The organism is Rathayibacter sp. RFBD1 (genome assembly GCF_002932915.1).
Taxonomy (GTDB): domain Bacteria; phylum Actinomycetota; class Actinomycetes; order Actinomycetales; family Microbacteriaceae; genus Rathayibacter.
The window spans coordinates 74,776-98,079 of the sequence record NZ_PSWQ01000006.1; the positions used below are offsets into that span (position 1 = coordinate 74,776).

The following is a 23,304-nucleotide window of genomic DNA, read 5'->3' on the forward strand; positions in this document are numbered from 1 at the left end:
CCCGCCGCTGAGCGGGATCAGGCGGGGAGCGACGCCTCGATCAGGTCGACGATCCGCGGGTCGTCGGGCTCGACCGTCGGGCGGAACCGGTGGACCGTGCCGTCGGCCGTGATCAGGAACTTCTCGAAGTTCCACTTCACCCGGCCGGCCTTGCCGTTCTCGTCCTCCGCCTTGGTGAGCTCCGCGTAGAGCGGGTGCGCCGAGCGGCCGTTGACGCGGACCTTCTCGAACATCGGGAAGGTGACCCCCCAGGTCGTCGAGCAGTACGCCTTGATCTTGTCCTCGTCGCTCAGCTCCTGGAGGAACTGGTTGCTCGGGAAGCCGAGGACCGTGAATCCGCGCTCCCCGTAGCTCTTCTGCAGGGCCTCGAGCTTCTCGTACTGCGGGGCGAGGCCGCAGCGGGAGGCGACGTTGACGATCAGCCGCACGGGCGGGTAGTCGGCGAGGGTCGACGTGGTGCCGTCGATCGTGGTGAGGGGGATGTCGGCGATCGTGTCGGGCACGGAGGGCTCCTTCGGACGTGGTGCGTCGACGCTACTCCCCGCCGCCGAGGGAACCCCGAGTCGTGGAGGCGGCTCGCTGCGGGTTCCCGCGACGGTCCGGGGTTCCCTCGGCGCGCGCCTGCCTCCACCATGGGGGGATGGCCGCCTCGCAGCAGATCGTCTCGGTCGGCGGGCGGAGGCTGCGGCTGACGAACCTCGACAAGGTCGTCTACCCGGAGACGGGCTTCACCAAGGCCGACGTGCTCTCCTACTACGCCTCCGTCGCCTCCGCGATGCTGCCGCATCTCGCGCGCCGCCCGGTCACCCGGAAGCGCTGGGTCGACGGAGTGGGCACCGCCGAGCATCCGGGCGAGGTCTTCTTCGAGAAGAACCTCCCCTCCTCCGCCCCCTACTGGCTGAGCCGGACCCGGCTCGCGCACTCGTCGCGCGACGTCGAGTACCCGCTGGTCGACGACGTCGCCGGGCTCACCTGGCTGGCGCAGCAGGCGGCGCTCGAGCTGCACGTCCCCCAGTGGCGGGTGGGCTCCGACAGCGAGCGCCGTCCGCCCGACCGTCTCGTGCTCGACCTCGACCCGGGCGAGGGGGCGGGCCTCGCAGAGTGCGCCGAGGTCGCGTTCCTCGCCCGCGACCTGTTGGAGGGGATGGGGCTGGCTCCGCTGCCGGTGACCAGCGGGAGCAAGGGGATCCACCTCTACTGCCCGCTGGACGCCTCCGCCTCCAGCGACCAGATCTCGGCGGTCGCGCACGAGCTGGCGCGCGCTCTCGAGTCGGACCACCGCGACCTCGTCGTCTCGGACATGAAGAAGACCCTGCGCGAGGGCAAGGTCCTCGTCGACTGGAGCCAGAACAGCGCGGCGAAGACGACCATCGCCCCCTACTCCCTCCGCGGGCGCCTCCGGCCCGCCGTCGCCGCGCCCCGGACGTGGGAGGAGCTGGGCGCCGAGGACCTGCGCCACCTGTCGCCCGACGAGGTGGTGGAGCGGCTGCGGAGCGACGGCGACCTCCTCCGCCCGCTGCTCGCCGCCCGGGGTGCCGGGCTCGAGCCGACCCCGGAGCGGATGGCGGGCTTCGCCGCGACGGACGCCTCCTCCGACCGCCTGGCGACCTACCGCAGCATGCGCGACGCGTCGAGGACGCCGGAGCCGGTGCCCGAGGCGGGGTCCGCGGGCTCCTCCTCGGGCGACTCCTTCGTCATCCAGGAGCACCACGCGCGGCGCCTGCACTACGACTTCCGGCTCGAGCACGACGGCGTCCTGGTCAGCTGGGCGGTGCCGAAGGGCCCGCCGCTGGAGGGCGACCCGAACCGGCTCGCGGTGCAGACCGAGGACCACCCCCTCGAGTACGCGACCTTCGAGGGCACGATCCCGGCCGGCGAGTACGGCGGCGGCGAGGTGCGCATCTGGGACGAGGGCACCTACGCGCTCGAGAAGTGGCGCGAGGGGAAGGAGGTGATCGCGGTGCTGACCGGCCGCCCCGACGGCGGGCTCGGCGGCGAGCCCCGTCGCTACGCCCTGCTGCACACGGGCTCGAGGGAGGGCGCCGAGAAGAACTGGCTCCTGCACCTGATGGCGCCGGGTCCCGCTCACGGGCACGGGACGCAGCGACGGGGCCGGGCGGCCGCGTCCGCCGCGTCGCCCGCTCCCCGCCCCGCACCCTCCGCCGACCGCCCGGCCGAGGACTCCGCTCCGCGCCGCCACCGCCCCATGCTCGCCACGGCCGGACGCCGCGGCGACGTGGACCCCGGGGCCGCGATCGAGATGAAGTGGGACGGCTACCGCGCTCTCGTGCGGGTGCAGGGCGGCACCGCGACCCTCACGAGCCGCAACGGCAACGACCTGACCGCGGCGTTCCCCGACCTGCTCGCCCCGCTCGCCGAGGCCGCCGCCGACGCCGTGCTCGACGGCGAGATCGTCGCCCTCGACGCTCGCGGGCGCCCCGACTTCGGCGCCCTGCAGACCCGCGGCGGGCTGACGAAGCCGCGCGAGATCGAGGCGGCCGCCCGGTCCACTCCGGTGCACCTGATGGTCTTCGACCTGCTCGAGCGCGCAGGAGACGACCTGACCGGGAGCGACTACGACACCCGTCGCTCGGCACTGGTCGAGCTCGTCGCCGAGAACGAGCGCGTGCACGTCCCGTCCGTGTTCGACGGCGACCTGGAGGAGGCGATGGCCACCAGCCGCACCCTCGGCCTCGAGGGCGTGGTCGCCAAGCGCCGCGACTCGCGCTACCAGGAGGGCAGCCGCTCGCGCGACTGGATCAAGCTCACCCACCACCGGCTGCAGGAGGTCGTGATCGTGGGCTGGCGCGAGGGCGAGGGCGGCCTGCAGGGGTCGGTCGGGGCGCTGCTGACCGCGATCCCCGGCGAGGACGGGCTCGCGTACTCCGGCCGTGTGGGCACCGGCTTCAGCGACCGCGAGCGCCGCGGACTGGTCGACCGCCTGGCCGAGCACGCCACCGAGGAGCCCGCCGTCTCCGTCCCTCCGCTCGAGTCGCGCGGCGTGCACTGGGTGTCGCCCGTCCTGGTCGGCGAGGTCCGCTACCGCGAGCGCACCGCCTCCGGCACCCTCCGCCAGCCGGTCTGGCGCGGCTGGCGCGCCGACAAGGCCGCCGAGGACGTCCGCGTGGAGGAGCCGGGCAGCTGACCCTCCGGTCTTCCGACTGCGAGGCCCGGCATCGCCGCTCGCGCCGCCGATCCGCTGCGGCCCCGGGCACCTCAGTCCAGGCGCACCCCGCGCAGCAGGAGGAGGGTCGCGCCGACCGCGGCACCGGTGCCGATGAGGACGCCGCCCGCTCCGGCCGCCGCCGCGAGGACGCCGAGGAGGCTGGGCAGGGCGATCAGCCCGAGGCGGTTCCCGGCCAGGCGCAGCGCGAGGGCGCGGCCGTGGCGGTCGGCGGGGGTCCGCTCGATCAGCCAGGACATCGTGATGGGCTGGCCGATCCCGAGGCCCAGGCCGAGGGCGGCGACCGCGACGAAGAGGAGCACGGTCGGCGCGGGCAGGGCGACCAGCACCAGGCAGAGCGCCGAGATCAGGATGCCGCCCACCATCACCCGGGTGCGCCCGAGCCGGGCGGTGGCCGCGCCGAGGAGGAGCCGCGAGGCCATCGACGCGAGCGCGCGCACGGTGAGCAGGGCCCCGACGACGCCGGCCGGGAGCCCGCGCTCGGCGCCGAGGGCGGGGAGGTAGACGACGGTCAGGTCGACGGCGGCGACGACGGTCGCGCTGGTCAGCAGGGCGCGCGCGAGGCCCGGCACCCGGAGGAGACCGAGCGTCGAGCCCGGAGCCGCCGCCCCTTCCGCCGCGGGTCCGCGCGGGGACGGGCTGCGGATCCCCGCCGTCGAGACCAGCAGCAGCACCGCGAGGATCCCGCCCACGAGGAACAGCGGCGCCGGGTCGGGCCGCACCGAGCCGCCCGCGAGCACCGGGATGAATGCGGGCCCGATCGCCTGCCCGAGCGACGCGGCGAACGTGTAGTAGCCGAAGCGGCTGTCGAGCCGCGTCCCTCCGGTGCCGCCAGCGACGACGGTCTGCTGCCCGACCACGCAGCCCAGGTGCCCCGCGCCGAGCAGGGCGATGCCGAGGAGCAGCCCCGCGACGCTCCCGCCCGCCAGGAGCAGCACCGCGGCCGCTCCCACCGCGACGAGCGAGCCGACGGCCATCACGGCCCGGGCGCCGACCCGGTCGACCAGCCCGCCCACCGGCAGCGCGATCAGCAGCGGCACCAGCGCGAACGAGGCGCCGAGCGCCCCGAGCGCCCAGGCCGGCACGTCGAGCCGGATCGCCTGGTAGACGGCGGCCGGCCGGAGCAGGAACGCGACGGCCTGGATGAGCACGGCGTGCACGAGCAGGGACGGAGTCGCCAGGCGGTTCCGCACGCGCGCTCCTCCCCGCGGCGCTCGGCCGAGCACCCGCTCCCCCATCCTCCTCCCGGTGCCGCCGCCGAGTCGCCCGGGCACGCCCGTCCTCCCCCCTCGAGAACGAGCCTTCCGGCTCAGCCCTGCGGCGGCGGCGAGGGGAGCGCGTGCGCGGGCAGGGTGCCGAGGCGGTGCCGGCCGCGGAGGAGGAACCAGGCCAGGCCGATCCCGACGACCGCGGCGACCACGACGACCGCGCTCCAGCGCAGCTCCTCCCCGTAGACCTCGACGCGCGGCCACGCGAGGTCGACCGTCATCGCCGCGCCCCAGAGCACCGCGACGACGTTCACCGGCAGGCCCGCGCGGCCGAGCGAGAAGCGCCCGGGCGCGGCTGCGGGCCACCGGCCGCGGAGCCGGGCGATCAGCAGCGGCACCGTCACCAGCAGGTAGGCGAGGTAGATCAGGATGACCGCCACGCTCGTCACGGCCGTGAAGATCGCCGGCGTCCCGATGTTCACGACCAGGATCAGCACCGCGAGCACCCCCACGACCAGCGCCGGCGCCACCGGTGTCCCGCGCTGCGGGTCGACGCGGGCGAGCACGCGGCTGCCAGGCAGGGCGTTGTCGCGGGCCATCGCGAAGATCAGTCGGATGGCCGCCGTGTGCACCGCCAGCGCGCACACCGTGATCGCGACGACCACGCAGAGCAGGAGGACCGATCCGAGGGGGCCGCCGAGCACCTGCAGCACGATCCGCTGCAGCCCGCCCGACGCCTGCCCGAGCGCCGGGTCGGCGAGGTCGGGCGCCGAGAGGATCCCCAGCAGCAGGATGAGGCCGCCGAGGACGAAGGAGGCGGTCACCGCCCGCAGGATCGCCGTCGGCGCGGTCCGGCGCGGATCGACCGTCTCCTCGCCGAGCGAGCCCGCGGTGTCGAACCCGTACATCACGTACGCCGACGCGATCGCGGCGATGAGGAACGCGCCGGCGTACCCGCCCGGCGTGCTCCCGCCGTAGCCGCTGGTGTCGAGCAGCACGGTCGGCGGATGCACCACGTTCACCGCGAGCACCGCCACCAGCAGCACCGCCGCGACGAGCTCGATCAGCACGCCGACGCTGTTGATCCGGGCCATCAGCCGCACGCCGCGCGCGTTGACCGCGGTGGTGAACGCGATCAGCAGTCCTCCCCAGACCACCGCGCTCACCCCCGCGGAGCCGCCGAGCTGGAACCCGCTCCAGATCTGCGGGAGCGTCGCCTGGTACGCCAGCACGACGGCCGCGAGCGTGACCACGGACGCGGTGGCCATCAGCCAGCCCGCCATCCAGCTCACCGTCGGCCCGGCGAGGCGCTTGCTCCAGTTGTAGACGGAGCCGGCGACCGGGTAGCGGGCGGCGAGCTCGGCGAAGCACAGGGCCACCATGAGCTGCCCGGCGAACACGATCGGCCAGGACCACCAGTAGGCGGGACCGCCGAGAGCGAAGCCGAAGGAGAAGAGCTGGAACGTGCCGGTCAGGATCGAGATGTAGCTCACGCCCGCGGCGAAGCTGCCGAAGCGGCCGATCCCGCGGGTGAGCGAAGGGCGGTACCCGAAGTCGGCGGTCCCGTCGTCGACGTCCTCGGCGGTGCTCATCGGGCTCCCCCTCGCGGGCGCGCTCGTCGCACCGAGGTCAGGATGCCAGCCGCCGCCCGGCCGCACGACTCCCCCGTCCCGGGCGTCCGTCAGCGGGTGCTCAGCGCTCGCCCCGCTCCCGGTGCACAGGACTCGGGCGGCCCCCGCGGACGGGAGCGGCGTCAGCCGTGCGCCGCGAGCCGGGTGCGCTGGGGCACCAGGAGCTCGAGCAGCTCCTCGACCCCGTCGACCCGCTGCGGCTCGACCGGGAGCCCCGGTCCGCACGGCTTGTAGGCGGGCGGATCCACGTTCAGGACGTGCCCGACGGGCCGCCCCTTCTCCCAGACCGTGAGGAGGAAGGCCCCGTCCCGCTCGTCGGGGGCGCCGATCTCGAAGACCCGGCCGCGCACGATGGCGCACTGCGGCTCCTTGCGCGCGAGGCGCACCCAGAAGGGATGGTCTCCGGTCATGGTGTCCGTCCTCCCCGGCCGACCCGCGGCCGTGCCCGTAGCGGTCGACCGGTGATCGTGTCGTCGGCGACCCGCAGGGCCACGGTACGTCCGCCTCCCCTCAGCCGATCAGGGGGTTCACTGCGGAGCCTCGCAGTGGTAGCGGACGCCGGTCGCATCCGGGTCCGCACCACGGGGAACCACTCACTGCTCGTAGGAGTCCTCGTAGTCGGCACCACTGGTCAGCTCGCCGTCGCCGGGCTGCACGGGATGCTCGCCGGTGAGCGCGTCGATCCGCTCGCGCAGCCGTGCCACCTCCGCCGCGTTGTCCGGCTCGGGCAGGTCGCTCGGCGTGGTCTCGACGATGAGGGCGGCCGCGGCGTTCACGAGGAAAGTGGCGTCGACCGTCCCGCCGTCCGCGCCGATCCCCGTGTACTCGACGGTGTCGGCCGCGCCTTTCGCGGCGAGGGCGACGGCGTACTCGACGAGCGCGTCGGCCGCCTCGTCCCCCACGAGGATCGTCTTGTCGGCGAAGAGGATGTGCTTCATGCCGTCCATGCTCGGCAGCGCCGGCTGCGTGGAGGGAGGAGGTTGACAGAGGACCGCCGCTGACGGAAGACCTGGACAGATCGAGCAGAGGATGGCAAACCCCGGTTGTCGGATCCCTCCGGTCTGCGGAAGGGTGGTGGCAACGGCGGGCGCCTGCCGGCTGGAGATCAGGGGCTGGAGACGCCGATGGGGAAGCTGCACTACGACGGGACCGTCGAGATCGACTTCGAGGACCGCGTGCTCGCGCACCTGCAGATCGTCATCACCGCGAAGCTGCGCCGCAACGAGTCGTTCCTGCTCAGCTGGCGCGACGATCACAGCATGGGCGACGGCCGCAGCGCGATCTGGATCCACCCCTCCCACGCGCTCCGCTACAAGTACTTCGGCGGCCGGATGCCCCGCATCAACCCCGCCTGGATCTCCGCGCTCACCGACCTCGCGAACTCCGCGGGCGGGCTGTACGTGATCTCGGAACCCGCCGAACCGGTGCGTCCCCCGGCGAAGGGCGACCAGCTGTGAAGCGCATCGACCTGATCTACAACGGCACCGCCTACACCGTCAACAACAGGAGCCTCGAGGAGTTCCGCGCCGAGGTCGAGGCCGCCCTGGCCTCCCCGACCCCGCAGTGGCTGACCGTCAACTACGGCGAGGGGCGCGCGAACCCGGCGCTCCTCCTCATCACGCCGTACACCCCGCTGTCGATCATCACGAACGACTTCGACAAGCTCAACGCAGAGTACGAGTAGCGGCGGACCTCGGGGAGGTCAACCACGTCGTCCGGTCGATCCGCGCCCCGTACCGTCGGGCAGGACCTCGTCGACGTCGTGCGCGGACCCCGCACGGCGACACCCGATCGACACCGCCCGCGCCCCGGCGCACAGAACAACGGCCGCGGACACCCGGCCAGGAGCCGTGATGACAGATCCCGCCTTCGCCGTCCTCGACGACCTCATCGCCGCCCTCGAGCGTCCCGGCTCGATCGACCCCGGCCTGAGCCGCTCCGTCGCCGTGCAGGCCGCCGTCCTCCGGCTCCCGTCGCCCCGCACCGCGCACCGTCCGCGCCCGACGAGCCGCTTCACGGGCCGTCGCCTCGTGCGCCCGGGCAGCGCAGCCAGGCGGGCTCCCGCGCGTCACCGCGTCGTGGTCCCCGCCGGTCCGGCGGAGCGTCGCTCCGAGCGGAGCCGACGGCTGAAATGGGCGCGGTGACCGACTCCGACGCTCTCTGCGACCCGTATCTGCGCGGGTATCCGATCGACGGCGTCGCGATCTCCACGCTCGGCAGCCCCTTCGGCGGCGAGACCGTCGCCGCGAGCGACAGCACCGCGAGCCGGCTGGACGAGATCCAGATCGACCTCGGCGAGGGCCCGTGCTGGGAGGCGATCCGCGCTGCCGGCCCCGTCTCGGTGCCGGACACCGGCGCGGAGGAGCGCTGGCCGCTCTTCACCGAGGCGATCGGCCCCACGGCGGTGCGCGCGGTCTTCGCCTTCCCGCTCTCGATCGCGGGGCTCTCGATCGGCGCGGTCGACCTCTACTCCCGCCGCCCCACGTCGCTCAGCGACTCCCTCCTCGGCCGGATCAGCGCCTCGACCACCGCGACGGCGCTGCTGGTGCTTGCCGCGGTGCTGCGCGACAACGAGGTCGAGGAGAGCACGAATCCGCGCTCGCGACGCGTGGTGCACCAGGCGACCGGCATGATCATCGCGCGCTACGGCAGCACGGCCGAGGAGGCGCAGCTGCTGCTGCGCGCCCACGCCTTCGCCCAGCAGCGCTCCGTCGTCGATGTCGCCTCCGGCATCGTGGCCCGGCACGACGGGTTCCCCGACCGCCCTCTCACCGCCCAGGACGACACATGGTGACGAACTCCCGCGAGCGCAGCGTCATCCAGACGTTCGTCGCCCTCTCCGACACGCTGGTCGACGACTACGACGTCGTCGACTTCACGCAGACCCTCGTGGAGAGCAGCGCGACCCTCTTCGACGCCGTCTCGGCGGGGCTCGTCCTCGCCGACTCCTCCGGCTCCCTCGAGGTGCTCGCCTCCACGGACGAGGACACCCGGCTGATCGAGCTGCTCCAGCTCGACAGCGGGTCGGGCCCGTGCATCCAGTGCTTCGAGACCGGGCGGCCGGTGATCGTCGAGGACGCCCGCGCCGTGGGCGAGGAGTGGGCGGAGTTCCGGACGCTGGCGGTCGAGCTCGACGTCCTCTCGGCGCACTGCGTGCCGATGCGCTCGGCGGGGACGACGATCGGCTCCCTCAACCTCTTCCAGGCCCGGCCCGGCCGGCTCGATCCGGACGACATCGCGGTCGTGCAGGCGTTCGCCGACGTCGCGACGATCGGGATCCTGCACCAGCGCGCGCTCCAGCAGAGCACGGTCACCCAGGAGCAGCTGCAGCACGCGCTCGACAGCCGGGTGCTGATCGAGCAGGCGAAGGGGATACTCGCCTACGCCCACCGCACCACGGTCGAGCAGGCCTTCGAGGTGCTGCGGGTCCGCGCGCGAGCGACGTCGACCCCGATCACGACGCTCGCCCAGGAGATCATCCGCGACTACCGGCGCTGACGCTCCGCGCCAGCGGAGCAGGAGCGGGGCGGATCCGCGCCGGCGGCGCCGCGGCTCGGAGCTCAGTACTCGTTCTCGAGCTCCCACGTCGCGCGGGGGTCGACGTCCGAGGCGGGCACCGGACCGCCGGCGCCGTCGAGCGCGTCGAGGCGCTCGAGGATCTCGTCGCTCGACTCCGCCGCTGCGCTGCCGCTGCCCGCGACCACCAGGGGGACGCCGAGCCCGACGGTGAGCGTCACGACGGAGGAGGGGGCCGAGTCGTCGGCGACGCTGACCGTGCTCATCCGATGCTGCTGCGCGAGCGCGAGCGAGTAGCGGACGACGGCGTCGGCGGTCGCGTCGTCGAGGGAGAGGGAGCCACCGGTGTGGAAGAGCGTCGTCATGGTCAATTCCTCGCAAGGCAGGCGGATGGGCATGGTTCCGTCACCGGGGGCCAGGATGCGGTGCGCTCACGCTACGCCCCGGGCGCTCGCGGGTGCAGGTCTTGCGCCGAGGCGCGCCCCTGTCGCATGGTTCGCTCCCGACGGCGGAGCAATTCCCCCATGGCTCTGAGGCGGCTCACATGTTAACGTGAACACACGCGTCGGTCCCCTCGGCTCGACGCATCCCTCCCCTGAAGGAAAGGTCTCGACGATGAGACGACGCTCCCCGGAGCCCCCTGCCGCCGCGCCTCGGCGCCGCGTGCGATCCCTCTTCCTCTCCGCTCTCGCCTGCACGAGCGTCGCCCTCACCGGCGCTCTCGTCCCCGTCTCGGCGCAGGCCGTCGACGTCCCGGCGCCCACCGCGCACTACGACATGTCGCACGCCGGCTCGGCCCTGCTCGACATCTCGGGCAACGGACGCAACGCCACACTGACCGGCCTCACCGACGCGTCCTTCGCGAACGCCGGCGGCGACCAGGTCGCCCGGTTCAAGAACGACGGCTACGCGAGCCTCCCCCAGGGCCTGGTCACCGGAGCCGACAACGCCTTCGCCGTCGAGTACACGGTGAAGACGCAGACCACCGCCAACCAGTTCGGCTGGGTCATCGGCGACGGCGTCGGCCCGTGGAACACCACGCAGCTCGGCAACCACGTCTTCGTGAACCCGCGCAACCCCGACGGCTCGCCCAGCGGACAGGTCCTCGCGGGCATCCGCGTCAAGGAGCCCACCAGCAACGGCGAGACCCGCATGCCGTTCGGCGGCACGCTGAACCCCGGATTCACGACCCTCACGCTCGTCGGCACCGGCACGGGGTCGAGCACCGTGCTGACCCTCTACCGCGACGGCACGCAGATCTCGACGGCGAACACCACGAAGTCGATGGCGAGCATCGTGCCGACCGGGTCCACTCTCGGCTACCTCGGCCGCTCGCTCTACTCCGGCGACGCACTCGTGACCGCCGACGTCACCGACGTGAAGTTCTGGGACACCTCCCTCACCGCCGAGCAGGTCGCCTCGAGCATGCCGACCGCCGCGGCGAAGGCGTCCGCGACCTCCGCCCTGCTGCGCTCGGACATCCAGCCCGTCCTGCTGGCCGGCAACCCGTCGCTGACCCAGGTCTCCTCGAACCTGACGCTGCCCGCCTCCAGCAGCGGCGTCCCGCTCACCTGGACCTCCTCGAACAGCGCGGTCGTCTCGGCCACCGGCGTCGTCTCGCGCTCGATCGCGCAGAACACCCCGGTCACCCTGACGGCGACCACCGCCCAGGGCGCGACGATCGCCTTCGAGGTGGTCGTGCTCGCCCCGAGCATCAACGACGACCTCGACGCGCTGAAGCTCGCCACGCGCACCACCGAGAACCTCCCCCTCGCGGTGAAGGGCGCCCGGAACGGCACCGACATCACCTGGACCTCCTCGGACCCGGCCCTCGTCACGCCGACGAACACCTCCTACGCGGCTCCGGCGGTCGGCGCGGCCGACCCCTACCGCGGCGGCGGCGTCGTCACCCGGCCGGCCTACGGCTCCGGAGACAGGACCGTCACCCTCACCGCGACGGCCACCCTCAACGGCGTCACCGAGACGCGCGCCTTCACGCTGACGGTCGCCGAGCTCGGCCGCACCGCTCCCGACGCGGGCTACGCCTCGGCGTACTTCAAGTCGGACGGCGACGAGAAGATCTACCAGGCCGCGACCTCGGGCAACGACTTCTTCACCTTCTCGCCGGTCAACGGCGGGAAGGCGGTCATCACCTCGACGACCGACACGAAGGGCCTGCGCGACCCGTTCATCCTCCGCTCGCACAACGGCGACAAGTACTACATGGTCGCCACCGACCTCTGCATCTCCTGCGGCACCGGCTGGGGCGACGCCCAGTCCAAGGGCAGCCTGAAGATCGAGGTCTGGGAGTCGACCGACCTGGTGCAGTGGACCCGCACCAACGGCGCCGACACCGGCATCACGGTGAACCAGCCGGCCGCCGGAATGACCTGGGCGCCCGAGGCGTACTGGGACGACGCCCTGCAGTCCTACGTCGTGTTCTTCTCCTCGCGCCTCTACTCCGACGCGACGAAGACCAACAACGACAAGCTCTACTCCCGCGTCTTCTCCGTGATCACCCGCGACTTCCGCACCTTCACCGCTCCTCCCGCCACCTGGCAGGACACCGGCTACGCGCGGATCGACTCGACGATCACGAAGATCGGCGACTACTACTACCGCTTCACCAAGAACGAGGAGGGCGGCGCCGCCGGCACCCTCGAGGCCGGAAAGGACATCTTCCTCGAGAAGTCGAAGGTCCTGACCGCCGGGACGACCTCCTCGAACTGGAGTGCCGACCCGAACACCACCTGGCAGCTCACCGACACCCGGATGACCTCGCTCGAGACCGGCCAGGCCGGTGAGGGACCCGAGATCATCAAGCTGAACGCGGGCGACCCGAACGACACCACCGGCACGGGCGACGGCTACGCGTTCCTCGTCGACAACTACGGCGACGGCGGCTACAAGGCCTTCCTCACCTCCGGAGCGGCCATCGCCGGCAGCTCGCAGACGAACCGCCTCTCGCAGTCGGCCGACTGGAACGTCTCGCCCAAGAGCCGCGCCGGCCTCCCGGCCAGCCCGCGGCACGGTGCGTTCGTGAGCGTCCCGCAGACGGTCCTCACCGCCATGAAGAACTGGACCGGCGTCACCGCCGTCGACTCCACCACGACCCTCACCGCCGACGGCCGCACGGTCACGGCGACGGTCGCGGCGGCCGACAAGGGCGACGTCGTCGGCTCGGTCACCTTCACCGGCGGCTCGTGGACCTCGACCGTCCCGCTCTCCGGCGGCTCGGCGAGCGTCTCGGTCCCGGCGGACGTGACCGGCGTCACGGCCTCCTACACCGGGTACGCGGACAAGCTGGTGCGCACGTCGGTCTCGGCCGTCGTCCCGCTGGACACCCTCGAGCTCGTCCCCGCGGTCGCCACGCGCTGCGTCGCCGGCAAGATCGTGCTCACCGCGACCGTGAAGAACACCGATACCGCTGCCGCGGACGTCACGATCACCTCGGCCTACGGCTCGAAGTCGTTCACCGCGGTCGCTCCCGGCTCGTCCGCCTCCGCCGCCTTCACCACCCGCCTGGCCTCGATGCCGGCCGGCACGGTGACGGTGACCGGATCGGCGACCGGCCAGCCCGCGTTCACCGCGACGGTCCCCGTGGCCGCCACGCGCTGCTGACGCACTGACGACGAAGGGCCCCCTCCTGCGCTCGCGCGGAAGGGGGCCCTTCGTCGTTCCCGGGTCAGACTGTGGGAGCGAGCAGGTCCGCGTGGTGGGCGGCCGCCACGTTCGGGTGGGCCCGGAGCCGGTAGCGCAGCGCGTTCTCGCCGTAGGTCTCGAGGATCGGCGCGTTCGTCGGGTCGACCGAGAGGCCGGACTTGAGCTCCTCGGGCAGCGGGAGCGAGGGCATGGTGGCCGAGAGCGCGGGATTGAAGAAGAACGGGATCGAGATCCGGTCCGTTCCGATCAGCGGCGAGATCACGCGGTGCAGCGTGGCCTTGAGGTAGCCGCCCGTGGCGAGCTCCAGCATCTCGCCGATGTTGACGACGAACGCGCCCTCCATCGCGGGTGCCTCGATCCACGAGCCGTCGTGCTCGACCTGCAGGCCGCCCTTGCCGGGCTCGACCAGCAGCAGCGTCAGCACGCCGCCGTCGCGGTGCGCGCCCACGCCCTGCTTGGGCTCCGGGTCGGAGGTGCCCGGGTAGCGGACGACCTTCACCAGCGAGAACGGCCGCTCGGCGAACGCCTCGTCGAACACGTCCTCCGGGGCGTCGAGCGCGACGGCCCAGGTGCGCAGCAGCCGGATCGCGACCGCGGCGAGCTCCGCGTGCCAGCGCTCGAAGACCTCGCGGAACTCCGGCAGCGCCTCGGGCCAGAGGTTCGGCCCCTCGAGGCGCTCGTAGTCGGCGACGCCGGGCCCGGCGGGAACGGCCGGTCGGTCGATGCCGATGTCGACCTGCTCGCGGTAGTCGACGTCGCCGTTGGTGAGCTCGGCGCCGAAGCGGGTGTAGCCGCGGAACTGCGGGCTGAGGGTGTTCTCGATCGCGAGCTTCTCCTCCTCCGGCAGGTCGAAGAAGCGGCGGGAGACGGCGACGACGTCGTCGAGGAGGTCCTGGGGCACGCCGTGGCCGACGAGGTAGAAGAAGCCCACGTCGTGCGTGGTCTCCCGGAGGTCGCGGCGGAAGGCGGCGGCCTCCGCCTCCCCCCGGTCGAGGCGGGACAGGTCGAGGATCGGCAGGGAATCGGTCATGCACCGACTCTCGCGCACGAACCTGCACAGCAGTCGATTGTTACGACAACCAAAACGGCGGGCCCCGCCACGGCGCGGAAGAGGTTCCTCCGCTCCGTGACCGGGCCCGCCGTGAGCGCCGAGTGTTACGGCGTGGGCATGCCGCCGTTGACGTGCAGCGTCTCGCCGACGACGTAGCTCGACTCCGGGGAGGCGAGGAACACGTAGGCGGGAGCGAGCTCGGCCGGCTGACCCCAGCGTCCGAGCGGCGTCTGCGAGCCGACCTCGGGCAGCTTGTCGGACGGCTGGCCGCCCGCGGTCTGCAGCGGCGTCCAGATCGGGCCCGGGGCGACGACGTTCACGCGGATCCCCTTGGGCGCGAGCTGCTGCGCGAGCGCCTTCGAGAACGTGTTGATCGTGGCCTTCGTGCTGGCGTAGTCGACCAGCATCGGCGACGGCTGGTAGGCCTGGATCGACGAGGTGCTGATGATCGCGGAGCCCGGGGCGAGGTGCGGCACGGCCGCCTTCGTCATCCAGAACATCGCGTAGACGTTGGTCTTGAAGGTCTCGTCGAACTGCTCGTCCGAGAGCTCGAGGAAGTCCTCGACGTGCTGCTGCTTGCCCGCGTTGTTGACGAGGATGTCGAGTCCACCCAGGCCCTCGACGGCCTTCGCGACGGCGCCCACCGCGAAGTCGTGGTCGGTGATGTCACCGGGGATGGCGACGGCGGTGCGGCCGGCCTCCTCGATCAGCGCGACGACCTTCTTCGCGTCCGACTCCTCCTCGGGGAGGTAGACGATCGCGACGTCGGCGCCCTCGCGGGCGTAGGCGATGGCGACGGCCGCGCCGATGCCCGAGTCGCCTCCGGTGACGAGCGCCCTGCGCCCGGTCAGGCGGCCGGAGCCGCGGTAGGTCGACTCGCCGCGGTCGGCGGGGTCGTCCATCTTCGAGTCGAGGCCGGAGCCCTCCTGGTACTGGGCCTCCGTGTCGATGTCGGCGAACATCGCGGTCGGGTCTTGGAACGTGTACTGGTCGTTCTGCGGAGTCTGGTCGTTCTGCGAAGTCATGTCTCGACGCTAGGCGCGCGGGATCGGCGGCCGCGCGTGCTTGACAGCCCCGATCCGCCAGGACACAGGAGGTCTTCAGGAGCCGCGGAGCCCCCCGGATCGGGGAGAATGGTGCGGTGACCCGCGACGACTCCCTGTCCTTCGACACCACGGCGCCGCTGCCCGGCTGGCAGCACGCCTACTCCGGCAAGGTGCGCGACCTCTACACCCCCGACGACGCCGACCCCGTGCTCGGCGCCGACCGCATGCTCGTCGTCGCCAGCGACCGGGTCAGCGCGTACGACGCCGTCCTCGAGCCCGGGATCCCCGGCAAGGGCGAGCTGCTGACCACGCTCTCCCTCTGGTGGTTCGCGCAGCTCTCCGACGTCCCCAACCACCTGATCCCGGGCGCGATCCCCGAGGCGGTCCGCGGCCGGTCGATGCTGGTGAAGACGCTCGACATGTTCCCGATCGAGTGCGTCGTGCGCGGCTACCTCTCCGGCAGCGGCTGGAAGGAGTACCGGGAGACGGGCTCCGTCTGCGGCGTCCCGCTCCCCGAGGGCCTCCAGGACGGCGACGCTCTCCCCGAGCCGATCTACACCCCCGCGTGGAAGGCCCCGCAGGGCGAGCACGACGAGAACATCACCTTCGAGCGCACGGTCGAGATCGTCGGGGAGGAGGCCGCGGAGGCGCTGCGCACCCTCTCGCTCGCCGTCTTCCGCGAGGCGTCCACCATCGCCCTGGCCCGCGGCGTGCTGCTGGCCGACACGAAGTTCGAGTTCGGAATCGACCGCGGGACCGGAGTCGTCACCCTCGGCGACGAGGTCCTCACGAGCGACTCCTCCCGCTACTGGGACGCCGACGACTACGACGCCGGCATCCGCGGCCGCTCGTTCGACAAGCAGATCGTGCGCGACTGGCTCTCCGACAACTGGGACGGCCAGGGCCTCCCGCCGACCCTCCCGTCCGAGATCGTCGAGCGCACGGCCGCGCGCTACCGCGAGCTCATCGAGCGCCTCACGCGCTGAGGCACCGGAACGACCTGTGGACGATCACCACCCTCGCGTCCGGCTGGAGGCCCGCGGCGAGGATCCGGACGAGGCGCGGCACAGCCTCGCGCGGCTCTACAACGGCGACGAGTGGCGCGCCGCCACCACCGCTGCAGACTTCAGCTACCGCTACGCGGCCATCGGCGACGGCGGGATGACCCTCCGCACCTCGCGGATGTCCGGGCGCCTCGCGGGCGGCGTGGGCGACTCGGACGACGTCGTCGTGCAGTGGATCGTGGGCGGCTCCGGCCGGATCGACGTCGGCCGCGCCTCGATCGCGATGGAGGAGAACCGTCCCGTCCTCTTCCCCGTCGGCCGGCCGTTCGCCTTCGACTACGTCGACTTCGACCAGCGCCTGGTGCACCTCGACCGGGGAGTGGTCGACCGGGTCGCCGCCGAGCGCGGCCTCGTCGGCTCCCTCGTCTTCGACTCCGAGCACCGCCCCGACGCCGCGGCGATCCGCCGCTGGCGCACCGCCGTCGCCGACTCCGCCCGCGCGCTGCGCAGCGAGCGCGTCGAGCCGCTGCTCTGGGACGAGCTCACCCGCGCCACGGCCTCCGCGCTGCTCGACCTCTACCCTCCGGAGTCCGCTCCGGTCCCGCCCGAGCTCCTCGCCCCCCGGAACGCACGGATCCGCACGGCCGTCGAGTACGTGCACGCCCACTGCAGCGAGCCGATCGGCCCCGCCGAGATGGCGGCGGCGTCGGGCCTGACCGTCCGGGGCCTGCAGTCCGCGTTCCAGCGGGTGCTCGGGATGCGCCCGATCGCCTACCTGCGCCTGGTGCGGCTCGACCGCGCCCGGGAGGAGCTCGCCGTGAGTCCGCCCCTCGGGACGACGGTCGCCGCCGTCGCCCGGCACTGGGGCTTCGGGAACGCGGGCCGCTTCAGCGCGGCCTACGCGGAGCGATTCGGCGAGTCGCCGAGCGCCACGCTGCAGCGCTGATCAGTCGACGAGCTCGGGCGGCGGCTGCCCCTCGAGGATGCGGCTGAGGCCGTCGAGCAGCACCGCGACGGTCGCGGCCTCCGATTCGGGCACCTTCGCGACCATCGCGCGGATCTGCTCGTAGGTCGGGTCGTCGGTGCCGACGATGGCCTTCTGCGCGCGCTCCGTCAGGCAGAGGATGCGGCCGCGGCCGTCGGACGGGTCGGGAGTGCGGTCCACGTAGCCGGCGCGGGCGAGGCGGTCGACGAGGAGGGAGACGGCCGCCGTCGTGATCGACAGGGCCGCGGACAGGTCGACGGCGCGGACGATCTCGTCGCGCCGCTCCCCGACCCCGATCAGCCGCAGGGCCGCGAGATCCGTGGCGCCGATGCCCAGGCGGCGCTCCACGCGGCCGTCGTAGTCGCGCTCCGCCGTGCGCAATCGCGTGAGCAGAGCGAACAGGTCTGGCCGAGCGTCCATCGAGGTGCACCTTCCGAGCGGCAGGCGCCCCGGACGGGAACTCGCTGCCCCCATCGAACCACTTCTCCGGCGATCGGACGGCGTGTGTCCCGAAAGCGCAGTCGGCGCCGAGACTGTTAGTCAACCGACTTAGCAATACCTAGTGTCGACGGTGCGGCACGCCTTCCGTGCGCCGCCGACGGTGAGGAGGTGCGCGCGATGGGACGACTGCTCTACGGCGCACCCGCCAGCTCGCACTCCTTCGAGGACCGCGCCCTGGCCCACCTCCAGACCGTGATCACCTCGCGGTTCCGCCGCGGCGAGGGCTTCCTCCTGACGATCGAGGACGCCGAGGGCCGCCGGTCCGAACTGTGGCTCCACCCCGGCATCCCCACCCGCTACGAGTACGACGGCACCGCCGCGATCGAGCTGAACCCGCACTGGCTGCGCGAGCTCTCGAACGCCTCGAACGGCCGCCTCGGCCTCCACCTCCTCCCCGAAACCTCGTCGCCCGACGACCTCTCCGTGAAGAAGATCCCCGCATGAGCGACCACAACGGCACACTGTTCCGGCGCGGAGGCACCGTCCGCTTCGTCCGCTGGATCTCCTCCCGCGACGGCGGCTGGGCCCCCGAGATCGTGCAGGGGCGCTACCTCGAGCGCGACGACCGCGGCTGGCTGGTCGAGATCGAGGGCACCCCGACGGTGCTCGCGAAGGACGACTGGGCCGTCTACCGCTGACCGGCCGTGCGCTCGGCGTACTGTTGAGCAGGTGCGTTCTCGTGATCGCCGCGGCATCACCTCGGCTCCCCTCCTCCTGACGACCATCGGAACGACGAGCCTCGTCTTCCTCTGCGCGTTCGAGTCGCTCGCCGTGACGACGATCATGCCGATCGTCAGCGCCGATCTCGACGGCCGCGCCCTCTACCCCCTGGCCTTCGCGGCGACGCTCGCCGCCGCCGTGGTCGGGATGGTCGCGGCCGGCTCCTCCGCCGACCGCCGCGGCCCGACGCCGTCGCTCGTGGTCGCGATCCTGCTCTTCACCCTGGGTCTCGTCGCCGCGGGCGCCGCGCAGGCGATGCCGGTCTTCGTGGCGGCCCGCCTGCTGCAGGGGCTGGGCAGCGGAGGGATCACCGTCACCCTCTACGTGCTCGTCGCGCGGGTCTACCCGAGCCAGCTGCATCCGAGGATCTTCGGCGCCTTCGCCGCGGCCTGGGTCGTGCCGTCGCTGGTGGGGCCGCTGGTGGCCGGAGTCGTCGCCGAGCTCGCCAGCTGGCACTGGGTCTTCTTCGGAGTCGTCGCCCTGGTGGCCCTCGCGAGCGCCGCGATCGCGCCGACGCTCCGCTCGCTCGAGCCGCGCGAGCGCCTCCCCTTCGATCGCCGGGCAGTGGGCCGCATCGCCCGCGCCGTGGTCGTCTCGGCCGGAGTCGTCGTGCTGAGCACGAGCGCCGAGCTCGCGCCCGACCTCGCCGGGCTCCTGGCCGCGGCCGCCGTGGTGGTCGTAGTCGTGGCGGTTCGCGCGCTCCTGCCCGCGGGCACGCTGCGCGCCCGGGGCGTCCTGCCGTCGGTGATCCTCCTCCGCGCCCTCGTCGCCGCGGCGTTCTTCGGCACCGAGGTCTACCTGCCGCTGCTGCTCTCGGAGCAGTACGGCCTGCCGCCCTGGCTCTCGGGCGCCATGCTCACGGCGGGCGCCGTCTCCTGGGCTCTCGGCTCGAACATCCAGGGACGCCCGGGTACCCGCCTCAGCCACGGCGGAGCGATGCGGCTCGGCACGTCGCTCGTGCTCGCCGGCATCGGAGTCGTGCTGCTCGTCACGGTGCTCGCCCTCAGCCCGATCGTCGCGGGCGTGGGCTGGTTCCTGGCCGGCGGCGGCATGGGCACGATGTTCCCGCGGATGGGGACGATGACGCTCGCGCTCTCCGCTCCGGGCCGGGAGGGCTTCAACAGCTCGGCCCTGCAGATCGCCGACTCGACCGGCGCCTCGGTCTCCCTCGCGCTGACGGGCCTCCTCGCGGCGGCGGTCACCGGCCTGATCGGGGCCGGGACCGGGGTCTTCGCCGCGACCTTCTCGTACGCCGCGCTGATCGCGATCGCCGCGGTCGGTCTGGCCCGCCGGCTCGACGGGCTCCTGCGCCGCGAGGGACGCCGGGAGCCCGCCGAGCAGGCTCAGCTGTAGAGCGACTCCGGCACGTCGAGGCCGTAGATCGCGCGGCCGGACGACCAGATCACCGAGCAGGCGGCCCGGAGCAGATCGGTCGCGTCGTCGCCGACGTCCACGATCACCACGGAGTCGCCGTCGAGGCGGACCTTGGCGCCGCGGACGGCGTGCGTGCCGTTCCGCGAGACCGTCGTCGCCGGGTAGGGCAGGTGCAGCTCGCGCAGGTCGCCGAGGATGTACGTCGGCCGGAGCTTGGGCTCCGCGGCGAGGAGCTGCTTGGCCCGGTCGATGCCGGTGAGCACGTGGGCGCTCTCCATGTCTGCGCCGTTCGCGCCGGCGATGTCGGTGTCGAGCCGGTCGCCGAGGAACAGCGGGTTCGTCGAGCCGAAGCGCGCGGTCGCCGCGTCGAAGATGGCCCGCTCGGGCTTGCCCGCGACGACCGGGAGCCGGCCGACCGCGGTGTGCACGGCCGAGACGAGGGTCCCGTTGCCCGGGGCGATGCCGCGCGCGACGGGGATCGTCCAGTCGGTGTTCGTCGCGACCCACGGGATCCCCGTGTGGAGCGCGAACGAGGCCTCGGCCAGCTGCTCCCAGCCGACCGTGGGCGCGAAGCCCTGGATGACCGCCGCCGGCGAGTCCTCCGCGCTGCGCGTCACGGTGAACCCGGCGCGCTCGACCTCGGAGGTGAGGCCCTCCGCCCCGACGACGAGGATCGTCGAGCCGGCCGGCACCAGGTCGGCGAGCAGCACGACCGCTGCCTGCGGGGAGGTGACGACGTCCTCGGGCCGGACGCTCAGCCCCAGCTCGGAGAGGTGCCCGGCGACGGAGGCGTCCGTGCGGGAGGCGTTGTTGGTGATGTAGCCGACCCGCAGCGTCTCGGCCGCTCGGTTGAGGCTCTCCACCGCGAAGGGGATCGCGTCGGCACCCTTGTAGACGACCCCGTCGAGGTCGGCCAAGACGGAGTCGCGGCCGTCGAGCGGAGTGGGCTCAGTCCTGCTGCTGCGGAACATCGGCGTCCTCCTCGGTGGTGACGGCGGATTCGACCGAATCGTCGGCGGTCGGGTCAGCCGAGTCGAGAGCCTCATCCAGGTCCGTCTCGGCGAGATCGTCGGACTCGAGGGACTCGTCCGCGAAGGTCGGCTCGTCCGTGTCGACGAGGTCGGCGTCGGCGTCAGCGCTCGCGTCGGCGTCGTCCGCGTCGTCTTCGTCGGCGATCTCCTCGGAGACGGTCCGCCGGGCGTCGTCCTCGTCCGCGTCGTCGACGGCGGTCGGGCCTTCCTCGTCGTCCAGGTAGTCGTCCGCGTCGTCGACCGCGGTCCCTTCCTCGGCGCGATCGGGAGCGGACGCGGCGTCGGCCGACTCGTGCTCCTCCTCGATCACCTCGATCGTCTCGTCGTCACCGCCGCCCTCGGCCGCGAAGACGGCCTGCGCCGCGATGTCGGCGCGACGCTGCCACTCGGCCGCCTCCTCGGAGCGGCCGACCTCCTCGAGGACGAGTGCGTAGGCGGCGAAGAGATCCGGGCTGTACGAGAACGCGCGGTCCGGGTCCAGCTGCGGGATCTCGAGCTCCATGAGAGCGAGCTCCGCCTGCCCGAGGTCGAGGCGGGCGCCGGACATGGCGATCGCCAGCGACACCTGCGCGCCGGGGCTCAGCGTGGTGCGGTCGATCGACCGTCCCAGCTCGAGCGCCTTGTCGGGTCGGCCGACGCCGCGCTCGGAGTCGACCATCAGTGGCACCTGCTCGTCCGAGCCGGAGATCCGACGGAAGGTCCGCAGCTCGCGCAGCGCCAGGGCGAAGTCGCCCGTCGCGTACGCCGAGATGGCCAGCGACTCGCGGACCACGGCGATGCGTCCCGCGCGGCGTGCCGCCGAGAGCACGTGGCGGTGCGCCAGCTCGGGGTCCTCCTCGAGGAGGCGGCCGGCCATCACCAGGTGACGGGCGACCCATTCGGCGTTGTCCTTCGAGAGCGTGCGCAGCTCGTTGCGGGCGACCTTGTCGAGGTCCTTGGCCTGCACGTCGTCCGGAAGGTCCGGGTCGTCGTGGCGCGGACGCACCGACTGGAGGGAGCGCCGCTCGCGCTCCTCCTCGGTGAGCTCCGGCTCCTCGCGGGGGCCGCCGCGTCCGCCGCCGAAGCCCTCGCGTCCGCGTCCGCCGCCCTGGCGGTCTCCGCCGCCCCGACGATCGTCCGACCACGGCCGGCTTCCGCCGTCGCGCGATCCACCGCGGAACGGCGGACGCGAGTCCCCGTCACGCTGCGGACGAGAGTCGCCACCACCACGGTAGGAAGGGCGGGAGTCACCATCCCGCTGCGGACGCGAATCTCCACCTCCACGGTAAGGAGGACGAGAGTCACCGTCCCGCTGCGGACGAGAGTCGCCACCGCGATAGGGAGGCCGGGAGTCACCGTCCCGCTGCGGACGCGAGTCGCCACCGCGATAGGGAGGACGCGAGTCACCGTCCCGCTGCGGACGGGAGTCCCCACCTCCACGGTAAGGAGGACGGGAGTCCCCATCGCGCTGCGGACGGGAATCCCCACCCCCGCGGTAAGGAGGACGAGAGTCACTGTCACGCTGCGGACGAGAGTCGCCGCCACCGCGGTACGGAGGACGCGAGTCACCATCACGCTGCGGACGAGAGTCGCCACCGCGATAAGGAGGACGAGAGTCCCCATCGCGCTGCGGACGGGGATCCCCACCACCACGGTAAGGAGGACGCGAGTCACCATCGCGCTGCGGACGCGAATCCCCACCGCCACGGTAAGGAGGACGGGAGTCCCCATCACGCTGCGGACGGGAGTCGCCACCACCACGGTACGGAGGACGAGAGTCCCCGTCGCGCTGCGGACGGGAATCGCCACCACCACGGTACGGAGGACGAGAGTCACCATCACGCTGCGGACGGGAGTCGCCACCGCCACGGTACGGAGGACGAGAGTCCCCGTCGCGCTGCGGACGGGAATCGCCACCACCACGGTACGGAGGACGAGAGTCCCCATCACGCTGCGGACGGGAATCGCCACCACCGCGGTACGGAGGACGCGAGTCACCATCACGCTGCGGACGGGAGTCGCCACCGCCACGATAGGGAGGACGAGCATCACCGTCGCGGCGGGGGCGGGAATCGCCCGAGCCGCCGCGATCGTTCGAGGAGCGGCCGGGGCCGCCGGCGCGAGGCGGCCGCTCGTCACGACGTCCGGAGTCCCGGTCGTTGCGGTCGGATCCTGAGTCGTCCATGCGTTCCTCGCCTGTCGTGGTGATGCTCTGTGGAGTTGACCCGCCCGAGGGCGGGGAGGACGGCCGTAACCGTCGCACCACCCTAACCCGCACCGCGCTCCAGTGAGCAGCGGGGATCCGAGGTGGTGGTTAAACAGCGATGGCCACCCATTTCTGGGTGGCCATCGTGAATGGTGTCCGGCGGTGTCCTACTCTCCCACAGGGTCCCCCCTGCAGTACCATCGGC

At 72.7% G+C, this 23,304-nt stretch carries 24 protein-coding genes; 13 read left to right on the forward strand and 11 right to left on the reverse strand.

The features are described 5' to 3' along the window. Nucleotides 1-17: 17 nt before the first annotated feature. Nucleotides 18-503, reverse strand: a complete 486-nt coding sequence (locus C5D50_RS02875) for a glutathione peroxidase (RefSeq protein ID WP_244229546.1) — start codon at nt 501-503, stop codon at nt 18-20. Between the two features lie 137 nt (nt 504-640). Here C5D50_RS02875 and C5D50_RS02880 point away from each other — a divergent pair, with 137 nt between their 5' ends. After that, nucleotides 641-3,145 (forward strand): ATP-dependent DNA ligase, encoded by a 2,505-nt coding sequence (locus C5D50_RS02880; protein ID WP_104282662.1) that lies wholly within the window; start codon nt 641-643, stop codon nt 3,143-3,145. A 71-nt stretch (nt 3,146-3,216) separates the two neighbouring features. On the opposite strand, the gene C5D50_RS02885 is transcribed toward C5D50_RS02880, so the two are convergent. The 4 genes from C5D50_RS02885 to C5D50_RS02900 form a co-directional block, all read right to left on the reverse strand. Then, nucleotides 3,217-4,377, reverse strand: coding sequence for an MFS transporter (locus tag C5D50_RS02885; RefSeq protein ID WP_258069539.1), 1,161 nt, complete (start codon nt 4,375-4,377; stop codon nt 3,217-3,219). 116 nt (nt 4,378-4,493) lie between these two features. After that, on the reverse strand, nt 4,494-5,984 hold the full coding sequence (locus C5D50_RS02890; RefSeq protein WP_104282664.1) for an APC family permease: 1,491 nt from the start codon (nt 5,982-5,984) through the stop codon (nt 4,494-4,496). Nucleotides 5,985-6,145: 161 nt separating this feature from the next. Next, nucleotides 6,146-6,433, reverse strand: a complete 288-nt coding sequence (locus C5D50_RS02895) for a hypothetical protein (protein WP_104282665.1) — start codon at nt 6,431-6,433, stop codon at nt 6,146-6,148. 183 nt (nt 6,434-6,616) lie between these two features. After that, a complete protein-coding gene (locus C5D50_RS02900) occupies nt 6,617-6,961 on the reverse strand; it encodes a hypothetical protein (protein ID WP_104226802.1) in 345 nt (114 codons plus the stop codon). A 186-nt stretch (nt 6,962-7,147) separates the two neighbouring features. On the opposite strand from C5D50_RS02900, the gene C5D50_RS02905 reads away from it, so the two are divergent. From C5D50_RS02905 to C5D50_RS02925, 5 genes are all read left to right on the forward strand, one after another. Next, nucleotides 7,148-7,480, forward strand: coding sequence for an ATP-dependent DNA ligase (locus C5D50_RS02905; RefSeq protein ID WP_104223784.1), 333 nt, complete (start codon nt 7,148-7,150; stop codon nt 7,478-7,480). Further along, on the forward strand, nt 7,477-7,707 hold the full coding sequence (locus C5D50_RS02910; protein ID WP_104282666.1) for a hypothetical protein: 231 nt from the start codon (nt 7,477-7,479) through the stop codon (nt 7,705-7,707). The genes C5D50_RS02905 and C5D50_RS02910 overlap by 4 nt, the downstream gene beginning before the upstream one ends. 169 nt (nt 7,708-7,876) lie before the next feature. After that, nucleotides 7,877-8,167 (forward strand): hypothetical protein, encoded by a 291-nt coding sequence (locus tag C5D50_RS02915; RefSeq protein ID WP_104282667.1) that lies wholly within the window; start codon nt 7,877-7,879, stop codon nt 8,165-8,167. Next, the gene (locus C5D50_RS02920; RefSeq protein ID WP_104223787.1) at nt 8,155-8,817 is read left to right on the forward strand and encodes a GAF and ANTAR domain-containing protein; all 663 of its coding nucleotides are present in this window, start codon (nt 8,155-8,157) and stop codon (nt 8,815-8,817) included. Before C5D50_RS02915 ends, C5D50_RS02920 begins: the two co-directional genes overlap by 13 nt. After that, nucleotides 8,811-9,521: a GAF and ANTAR domain-containing protein gene (locus C5D50_RS02925; protein WP_104260835.1), complete on the forward strand. Its 711-nt coding sequence runs from the start codon at nt 8,811-8,813 to the stop codon at nt 9,519-9,521. The genes C5D50_RS02920 and C5D50_RS02925 overlap by 7 nt, the downstream gene beginning before the upstream one ends. 62 nt (nt 9,522-9,583) lie before the next feature. Here the strand turns inward: C5D50_RS02925 and C5D50_RS02930 are convergent, their stop codons facing one another. Beyond that, on the reverse strand, nt 9,584-9,904 hold the full coding sequence (locus C5D50_RS02930) for a hypothetical protein (RefSeq protein ID WP_104282669.1): 321 nt from the start codon (nt 9,902-9,904) through the stop codon (nt 9,584-9,586). A gap of 298 nt (nt 9,905-10,202) precedes the next feature. Between C5D50_RS02930 and C5D50_RS02935 the strand changes: the two genes are divergently transcribed. Next, entirely contained in the window at nt 10,203-13,160 is a 2,958-nt protein-coding gene (locus C5D50_RS02935) for an immunoglobulin-like domain-containing protein (protein ID WP_258069540.1), read from the forward strand. Nucleotides 13,161-13,224: 64 nt separating this feature from the next. Here C5D50_RS02935 and C5D50_RS02940 read toward each other — a convergent pair whose 3' ends face one another. Together C5D50_RS02940 and C5D50_RS02945 are read right to left on the reverse strand one after the other, a co-directional pair. After that, a complete protein-coding gene (locus tag C5D50_RS02940; RefSeq protein WP_104233812.1) occupies nt 13,225-14,232 on the reverse strand; it encodes an isopenicillin N synthase family oxygenase in 1,008 nt (335 codons plus the stop codon). Between the two features lie 125 nt (nt 14,233-14,357). After that, on the reverse strand, nt 14,358-15,278 hold the full coding sequence (locus C5D50_RS02945) for a glucose 1-dehydrogenase (protein WP_104233811.1): 921 nt from the start codon (nt 15,276-15,278) through the stop codon (nt 14,358-14,360). Between the two features lie 116 nt (nt 15,279-15,394). Between C5D50_RS02945 and C5D50_RS02950 the strand changes: the two genes are divergently transcribed. Next, nucleotides 15,395-16,285, forward strand: coding sequence for a phosphoribosylaminoimidazolesuccinocarboxamide synthase (locus C5D50_RS02950; protein ID WP_258069541.1), 891 nt, complete (start codon nt 15,395-15,397; stop codon nt 16,283-16,285). A 16-nt stretch (nt 16,286-16,301) separates the two neighbouring features. Further along, nucleotides 16,302-17,249, forward strand: a complete 948-nt coding sequence (locus C5D50_RS02955) for a helix-turn-helix domain-containing protein (protein ID WP_104233810.1) — start codon at nt 16,302-16,304, stop codon at nt 17,247-17,249. On the opposite strand, the gene C5D50_RS02960 is transcribed toward C5D50_RS02955, so the two are convergent. After that, entirely contained in the window at nt 17,250-17,708 is a 459-nt protein-coding gene (locus C5D50_RS02960; protein WP_159940166.1) for a MarR family winged helix-turn-helix transcriptional regulator, read from the reverse strand. A 198-nt stretch (nt 17,709-17,906) separates the two neighbouring features. Here C5D50_RS02960 and C5D50_RS02965 point away from each other — a divergent pair, with 198 nt between their 5' ends. From C5D50_RS02965 to C5D50_RS02975, 3 genes are read left to right on the forward strand one after another with little or no spacing between them, the layout of a single operon-like run. Then, the gene (locus tag C5D50_RS02965) at nt 17,907-18,233 is read left to right on the forward strand and encodes a hypothetical protein (protein ID WP_104223794.1); all 327 of its coding nucleotides are present in this window, start codon (nt 17,907-17,909) and stop codon (nt 18,231-18,233) included. Further along, on the forward strand, nt 18,230-18,427 hold the full coding sequence (locus C5D50_RS02970) for a hypothetical protein (protein ID WP_068256013.1): 198 nt from the start codon (nt 18,230-18,232) through the stop codon (nt 18,425-18,427). The genes C5D50_RS02965 and C5D50_RS02970 overlap by 4 nt, the downstream gene beginning before the upstream one ends. A gap of 31 nt (nt 18,428-18,458) precedes the next feature. Then, nucleotides 18,459-19,862, forward strand: coding sequence for an MFS transporter (locus C5D50_RS02975; RefSeq protein WP_258069542.1), 1,404 nt, complete (start codon nt 18,459-18,461; stop codon nt 19,860-19,862). On the opposite strand, the gene C5D50_RS02980 is transcribed toward C5D50_RS02975, so the two are convergent. Both C5D50_RS02980 and C5D50_RS02985 read right to left on the reverse strand, forming a co-directional pair. Continuing rightward, nucleotides 19,853-20,854 carry an HAD-IIA family hydrolase gene (locus tag C5D50_RS02980; protein WP_104282671.1) on the reverse strand — a complete coding sequence of 334 codons (1,002 nt, stop codon included), beginning with the start codon at nt 20,852-20,854 and terminating at the stop codon, nt 19,853-19,855. The genes C5D50_RS02975 and C5D50_RS02980 overlap by 10 nt on opposite strands. After that, nucleotides 20,832-21,899, reverse strand: a complete 1,068-nt coding sequence (locus C5D50_RS02985) for a hypothetical protein (protein ID WP_258069543.1) — start codon at nt 21,897-21,899, stop codon at nt 20,832-20,834. Before C5D50_RS02985 ends, C5D50_RS02980 begins: the two co-directional genes overlap by 23 nt. On the opposite strand from C5D50_RS02985, the gene C5D50_RS16290 reads away from it, so the two are divergent. After that, nucleotides 21,885-23,069, forward strand: coding sequence for a hypothetical protein (locus C5D50_RS16290; RefSeq protein ID WP_146086868.1), 1,185 nt, complete (start codon nt 21,885-21,887; stop codon nt 23,067-23,069). The two genes, C5D50_RS02985 and C5D50_RS16290, sit on opposite strands and share 15 nt — an antisense overlap. The last annotated feature ends 235 nt before the right edge of the window (nt 23,070-23,304 follow it).